Origin of the sequence: Enterococcus sp. RIT-PI-f (assembly GCF_001297065.1) — a bacterium.
In the GTDB taxonomy this organism is placed as follows: Bacteria; Bacillota; Bacilli; order Lactobacillales; family Enterococcaceae; genus Enterococcus_D.
This window is the reverse complement of record NZ_LHOX01000010.1, coordinates 128,489-135,038: the sequence shown is the minus strand read 5'-3', so window position 1 is coordinate 135,038 and position 6,550 is coordinate 128,489. Positions and strand designations below refer to the sequence as shown.

General features: G+C 37.5%; 7 protein-coding genes. 5 read left to right on the top strand and 2 right to left on the bottom strand.

Features of this window, described 5'->3' with window-relative positions; genetic code table 11:
- The first annotated feature begins 146 nt into the window (after positions 1-146).
- The 5 genes from AEQ18_RS03745 (at position 147) to AEQ18_RS03725 (ending at position 5,024) form a co-directional block, all read left to right on the top strand.
- Complete coding sequence (locus AEQ18_RS03745; protein ID WP_152911877.1) at positions 147-995, top strand: hypothetical protein; 849 nt, start codon at positions 147-149, stop codon at positions 993-995.
- Complete coding sequence (locus AEQ18_RS03740; RefSeq protein WP_054115024.1) at positions 992-2,194, top strand: beta-ketoacyl-[acyl-carrier-protein] synthase family protein; 1,203 nt, start codon at positions 992-994, stop codon at positions 2,192-2,194. The genes AEQ18_RS03745 and AEQ18_RS03740 overlap by 4 nt, the downstream gene beginning before the upstream one ends.
- Entirely contained in the window at positions 2,184-2,783 is a 600-nt protein-coding gene (locus AEQ18_RS03735) for a 4'-phosphopantetheinyl transferase family protein (protein ID WP_054115023.1), read from the top strand. The genes AEQ18_RS03740 and AEQ18_RS03735 overlap by 11 nt, the downstream gene beginning before the upstream one ends.
- A gap of 289 nt (positions 2,784-3,072) precedes the next feature.
- On the top strand, positions 3,073-4,215 hold the full coding sequence (locus AEQ18_RS03730) for a hypothetical protein (protein WP_082348592.1): 1,143 nt from the start codon (positions 3,073-3,075) through the stop codon (positions 4,213-4,215).
- Between the two features lie 221 nt (positions 4,216-4,436).
- Positions 4,437-5,024, top strand: a complete 588-nt coding sequence (locus tag AEQ18_RS03725) for a histidine phosphatase family protein (RefSeq protein WP_054115022.1) — start codon at positions 4,437-4,439, stop codon at positions 5,022-5,024.
- 178 nt (positions 5,025-5,202) lie between these two features.
- On the opposite strand, the gene AEQ18_RS03720 is transcribed toward AEQ18_RS03725, so the two are convergent.
- Positions 5,203-5,556: a hypothetical protein gene (locus AEQ18_RS03720; RefSeq protein ID WP_054115021.1), complete on the bottom strand. Its 354-nt coding sequence runs from the start codon at positions 5,554-5,556 to the stop codon at positions 5,203-5,205.
- A gap of 120 nt (positions 5,557-5,676) precedes the next feature.
- Entirely contained in the window at positions 5,677-6,534 is an 858-nt protein-coding gene (locus AEQ18_RS03715) for a LysR family transcriptional regulator (RefSeq protein ID WP_054115020.1), read from the bottom strand.
- Positions 6,535-6,550 lie beyond the last annotated feature (16 nt).

The following is a 6,550-nucleotide window of genomic DNA, read 5'->3' as shown; positions in this document are numbered from 1 at the left end:
AGTAAGTGTTTAACTTTATTTATAAATATAGAATTGTGAAAATATTACGGAATAAAATGGAGATTGTATTATTTCTATTGATGATAGTTGTAACAGGTTTTCTCATTAATTTTTCCTTTCTTTTGAAAAGTTCAGTGGAGGAATATGTGAGTAATTTGGAAAAAGAAACAGCATTTACTTACTTATATCAAACTAGCATGGAGGATGTAGGACCAGGTGAAGCAGCTAAAATGTTCACTATGTATGATCAAGATGGAATTACGCAAAATATTTTTTCAGTCCCTAAAAACTCTCAGTTTTGGGATCTTCAAGAAGATGATGTGGTTATTACAGCAGCTTTTGCCAATAAATATCATTATACCGTAGGAGATTTTATTAAATTACAGAATGTATTAACAAATCAATGGTATTCTTTTGAGATTAATCGGATAAGCCCAATAACGACAGTTAGCGAAATATATATTGAGGTAGATAGCTTTAAGTACTTAGCGGAGGAAGTGCCGCACACAAGCTATTTGGCAACTAACCATAAACTAAGTCATCTTGGGGATGAAGTAACTTTTATAAGTCGTCAGGAAATTATCTCTTCAGGGGAAAGTATATTGCAAATTATTCGTACACAGATAACTTTTATTTTAGTTATAGCGATTTTAGTTGAGATTGTTTTAATGGAATCACTAATAAAATTTATCTATGAAGTTAATTTTGATTCGATGAAAAGTTTATATTTAGCAGGTTTTTCAAAAAAAGAGATAAGGTTAATGCATTTTGGGTTAAATTCTATTTTTGCTGCTATTTTCACAATTATTACTTTCTTTATTGGTCAAATCATAGTGCGTTTATTTCTCGATAACATCATGTTTACATTTACCAACTATGTTCTGGTAATTAGTAGTTTTAGAGATTTTTTAATTACTACTAGTTTCATCTTATCCATATATTTGTTTTTTGTGTGTTTATTTGATAAAAAGTTAAAGAGGGAGAACTTTAAATGAAACGAGTAGTTGTAACTGGTTTAGGAAGTGTATCACCATGTGGTACTACCAATGAAGAAATTCTCTCAGCCATAAATAATCACAAGCAATGTTTTGTTAAATCAAAATGGGATGTTGTTGAGTTTTATGGGGAAGTATCTGAGGATTATAAATACAGTTTAAATAAAAAGAAAATTCGTTATACGGACAAAGTGTCACAGCTAGCATTATATGCTTCAGAATCAGCGATTTTAGATAGTAGATTAAAATTGAACAATCTAAATAAGGAAAGATGTGGTATATCAATCGGAACATCAATGGGAGGTTTTCAAACCTTACACACCGAATTGACTGAATCTGCACTTCACGGCTTGGAAAAAATCAGCTTGTTAGGTATGCCTAAGTTACTACACAATATGATAAGTGCTAATTTAAGTATAGCTTTAAATTTTAAAGGAGGTGTCTATACTTACAATAATGCATGTGCTTCATCAGCTACAGCAATTGGAGAAGCTTTTCAAAAAATACAAAGAGATGAATTTGATGTGATGTTAGTAGGTGGATCGGAGTGCTGTATCAGTGAACAAGTTTTTAAATCCTTTCATAGGTTAGGAGCATTATCTAGAAGTACAAACATTGATAAGGCTTCCATTCCATTTTCAAAGGATAGGAATGGATTTATTTTAAGCGAAGGGGCAGCACTACTGGTTTTAGAAGAGTATGAGCATGCAATTGCGAGGAATGCCCCAATTTATTGTGAAATTAAAGGATATGCGACAACCAGTGATGCCTCATCACTCGTCGCTCCAGATATTGACGGGATAACACGTTGTATGAAGAAAGCATTAGATAACGCAAAAATAATCGCAAGTGAGGTCACTTACATTAATGCTCATGGAACTGGAACTCAAGCCAATGATCTCATAGAAGCAATGGCGATTAACAAAATTTTTAAATCTCCATTTGTTTCATCAACAAAATCTGTACACGGTCATTTATTAGGTGCTTCAGGAGCATTAGAAGCTTTATTATGTTGTTTAATGATAAGGAATAAACAACTATTTGCCCAAAGCAATGTTTCATATTCAGATGTTGACCCAGAAATTAATCTTAATTTATTATTAGGTGATTCAATCAATTATGAAGGTGGAAATATCTTGTCAAACTCATTTGATTTTGGTGGCAGCAATGTTTCTTTAGTATTCTCCAATGAGTACTGATTTAATTAGTAAGAAGGTGTATCTGTTTATAGGGGAATGCGATTCCACATGTAAAACAAGAAAAAAACTAATTTCTAATATCTTGATTCATCACCTTTCAGAATTTGGCAATATTAAAATGGAAGATATTTTTTCCGATTGTAATGGTAAGAAATATCTTCCTAGCAATTTTGGAAAACAATTTAGTGTGTCTTATTCAGGTCATTGTTTTTGTATCGCCATATCCTGTACAAATGTTGGTGTAGACATTGAAAGGAAACGAAAAATAGATATTACGCATTTAATTACATGTTTTCATATATCAGAGCAAGAATATATTAAAAATAGCGAGTTACCGTGCATACAATTTTTGTGTTTTTGGACAATAAAAGAAAGTATTAGCAAATATATTGGCATAGGCTTAAATCTAGACTTTTCACGTTTAGTTTATTCCACGTTAAATAAGGTGGTTTTGCGAGATAAATGGATAAAAAGTGACGTTTTTGATTGTTATATAAAAACCATAGAGTTAAGTCATTCATTTATTTCAATTTGTTTGCCAGAAAAAAGTGAGATTATTTTAAGAACGATCGATTTAAATTCTTTTTAATCTAAGGAATTTATTGCGTATTGTGCGTCTTCCGCTGAAAATTGAATAGCAATCTGCTTTTAGTACTTAAACTCTCAATGTCAGATAAAGGTGTGAAATCTAGTCATTATACACACTTCATGTAAAAGCACATCTTCAATTCCTCCACCCACCTCAATTTAAATTGACTTTTAATTTCAATTTAGATAAAATAAATGAAGAAACATGACGATTATATCTCTATTTGTGAATGCATTCACTTTTGATGAAAGTCGAATGATTCAAGATGAATGGTGACGGAGGGAAAAAAATGAAAAAAGTTTATTTAACTGGTTTAGTGACACTATCTGCTGTTTTGTTGATGGGTTGTGCAGCAGATGAAACGCCTGATACGCGTGCAGAGTCGTCAGAAAGTACGGAAGCAAGTGCCTCAAGTACAGTGGAGAGCGAAGAAGCTGCGACAACTATCACGACGGCTAACGGTACGGATGCCAATGCAGAGATCCCTAATGAGGATACGATCTATATGCGCCAGCTTTATGCAGCACCCCATGGAGAAAAGTCTGTCGCTGTCGTGACGGTCACCATGAGAGGCGAAACGATCCTTGCCGCAGAAATTGATGAATGGCAATACTTGGCAGTGAGCGATGAATGGACAGGTGTGGTCAATAGCGACAAGAAATTTGGTGAAAACTACAACGATGGCCAGCTGCTGATTTCTAAACAAGAGAACGATGACGCCTATTCAGATTTAATGGCAGAACGAGGGGATTCGACAGTCACCTGGGGCAATAATATCAAGGCAATCACAGATTTTGCAGTTGGAAAAACGGTGGAAGAATTGAAAGAAACAACGGAAGAACTGAGTGATGAAGCAACAGAAATCTCAGATGTTGTCAGTGGCGCAACCTTTGTCGATACGAAGGGCTATTTAGAAGCAATCATTGAAGCAGCCGAAAGCGGCGCGCTATCGGTGGGTATGGAAACGGACAGTGACACCCTGACGCAAGCCCAATTGATTGCAGCGCCACATGGCGAACAATCAGTGGCCATCGTGACAGTGGCTCTGACAGGAGAGACGATTGCCGCGGTTTTTATGGATGAATTACAATTTTTAAGTGCAGATAGTTATGCAGGCGTACCAAATTCAGACCTGGATTTTGGCGCAGGTGCCGTTGGCGGACAAGTCCTCGCATCTAAATTGGCCAATGATGCCGCCTATTCAGATTTAATGAAAACCAATATGGATGCGACATATACATGGTCTGAAAATATCAACGCAATTCAATCGGCTGCTATTGGCAAAACAGTCACAGAAGTCGATGCATTGATCGCTGCGTTAGCTGCCCAATCTGATGATGACTCGCCAGAAGATGTGATCAGCGGGGCAACGTTTGTTGATACAGCTGGCTATCTTCAAGCCATCGTTGATGCGGCAGCACAAGCGAAATAACGATTTTTAAGCACATGTCATTTCTGTTGATCAAAAAATCGACATAACGTGGTTGCAGGATACCATTGATCCAGTGAAGCGGTTGCGTTCACTGGATCTTTTTCTTGCCTTGGAGTGGACACAAAGGTGTATGATTGATGTATCTTCGAGTGATGCGCAGACAGTTGATCGTTTTCACCTTGTCTGACCCAAAAAATCATTCGTTCATTCAGGAGGAGAGTATGAAAACAATCTATCTCGTTAGACATGGACAAAATGTATTCAATTTGCGACATAAGATCCAAGGATGGTGTGATTCGCCATTGACGGCGGAAGGCATCAAGCAAGGTGAGTGGGTCAAACACTATTTCGACGAACAAAACATCCAGATCGAGGACGCCTATGCGTCAACTTCTGAGCGGGCCTGCGATACCCTTGAATTGATCACTGATCTGCCCTATCAAAGAGTCAAAGGGTTGAAAGAATGGCATTTCGGACGTTTTGAAGGGGAGCCTGAATACTTGAATCCACCTTTGCCCTATGGTGATTTCTTTGTTAACTATGGTGGCGAATCTGAAATCATGTTTAAGGAGAGAATCTCTCAGACCATCCAAGAGATCGTTGACAACGCTTCAGCCCAATCGATTCTGATTGTTTCTCATGGAGCGTCTTGTCGACAGTTTATGCGTCAATGGTCACATACGAGTACAGTGGATCAAAAAAGTCCGTTAAAAAATGGCTGTATCTTGACCTTTCATTATGAAAACAATCAGTTTCGACTGCATGAAATCAACAATCCAACTAGTGGAGTGGAGAAACTAATGCATTAATACTTATTGCAAGGGCTGGTCAATCATTGATTGTTTTGTATCAGCGGCAAAAAAATGGGTACTGGTTTCCGAAAAAACGGAAATCAGTACCCATTTGCCTTACCGCAACGGTTGCTTACATATGAATATACACGCATATCAAGTCACGATAACTTTCCCTCAGAAATCTATTTTCCGATTATTTCTGGGTGATCTGATTTTCATCATAGGTGATGATATATGAACCTAAAACATTTTCGACTTCTTTCACATGAATCATAACGGTATCTCCTTCAGCGACATTGGGATTTTTATTCGATACAAAATTCATATGCGCCCCAGATTGGATATTATAGCCAAACGTACTGTTTGGCACAAATTGATCGACCGTCACCTCTACGACTTGCCCGTTGATGGATTCACCATTGTTCAGGGCATTCTCTGCTTCATCAACTGTATAATCAGCGTTTGCTTGTTTCGTTTCAGAACCACATGCTGTTAAAAACAGACAGATGACAATACTTACCAAACATACCCCAAAAATCTTTTTCATTGAACATCTCCTAAACCTTTATTGAAATGATAGGCCTTTCTGTCCGTTTTTGGGACAGCTGGTCGCATCGGGACATGTCACTTCTGTAGTTTAGTATACGCTTTCTAGCGGATTTGCCAATCATTTTTTTTGAAAGAATTCTTTTAATGTCTTGGCGATCATCGTTGTCATTGGGTGTCCTTTGGTAAAACTTGATGAAAGATAGATGGTTCTATTTAATGGGAAATCTTCTAATTCTCTCAGAACAAATGGTGCGTGCTGATCATAAGCCCAAGTGAGTTGAGGGAAAAAGGTGATGCCTAATCCTTGATTGATCAAAGAACGCAATGTTGCTGGGTCATCGGTGGTGGAACCGATGGTCAAGGCTATTTTTTTTGCCTCGAAGGCTTCATCGATGGTCCGACGCAGTGGGCTATTGGTTGCCAACATAATCAAAGGCAAGGGTTGAATATCTGCGACGGTCACTGCTGGCTGATTGGCTAAGGGATGGTGTTTTGGGATCGCCAGCATAATTGGTTCTGTAAATATCGGTAGATTGGTCAAACCATTTTTGGGTTCTGATGTAATATAGAAAATTTGTTCTTTATGGGCTTCTGGCGTGCCATGCTGTTTGATCGATAATTGAATATCAGGATGTTTTTCCACGAATGTACCAACCAAATTTGGCAACGAAACGGAAGCTACTTCAGAATAGATCGTGATCGAGGGAATGATTTCTTCATTTAATGCTTGCACAGCAGATAGGCCTTGATCATAAGCTTTTAGTGTTTGACAAACATAGGGATAAAATTCTTCTGCATACATCGTCAGTTCGATATGACGGCCGGTATGATAAAACAGAGGCACACCTAATTCACTTTCTAAATGTTTCATGGCGCGACTCAAGGCTGGTTGTGAAATATACAATTCCTGTGCCGATTGGGTGATATTTTTTGATTCCGCTACTTTTTTGAAATAGCGCAAATGATCCAGATTCATAAGACACTCCTTATTC

What these genes read in the sequence shown, in the direction of transcription:
- AEQ18_RS03740 (WP_054115024.1), top strand. Translation starts at nt 992, where the DNA reads ATGAAACGAGTAGTTGTAACTGGTTTAGGAAGTGTATCACCATGTGGT.
- AEQ18_RS03735 (WP_054115023.1), top strand. Translation starts at nt 2,184, where the DNA reads ATGAGTACTGATTTAATTAGTAAGAAGGTGTATCTGTTTATAGGGGAA.
- AEQ18_RS03730 (WP_082348592.1), top strand. Translation starts at nt 3,073, where the DNA reads ATGAAAAAAGTTTATTTAACTGGTTTAGTGACACTATCTGCTGTTTTG.
- AEQ18_RS03725 (WP_054115022.1), top strand. Translation starts at nt 4,437, where the DNA reads ATGAAAACAATCTATCTCGTTAGACATGGACAAAATGTATTCAATTTG.
- AEQ18_RS03720 (WP_054115021.1), bottom strand. Translation starts at nt 5,556, where the DNA reads ATGAAAAAGATTTTTGGGGTATGTTTGGTAAGTATTGTCATCTGTCTG.
- AEQ18_RS03715 (WP_054115020.1), bottom strand. Translation starts at nt 6,534, where the DNA reads ATGAATCTGGATCATTTGCGCTATTTCAAAAAAGTAGCGGAATCAAAA.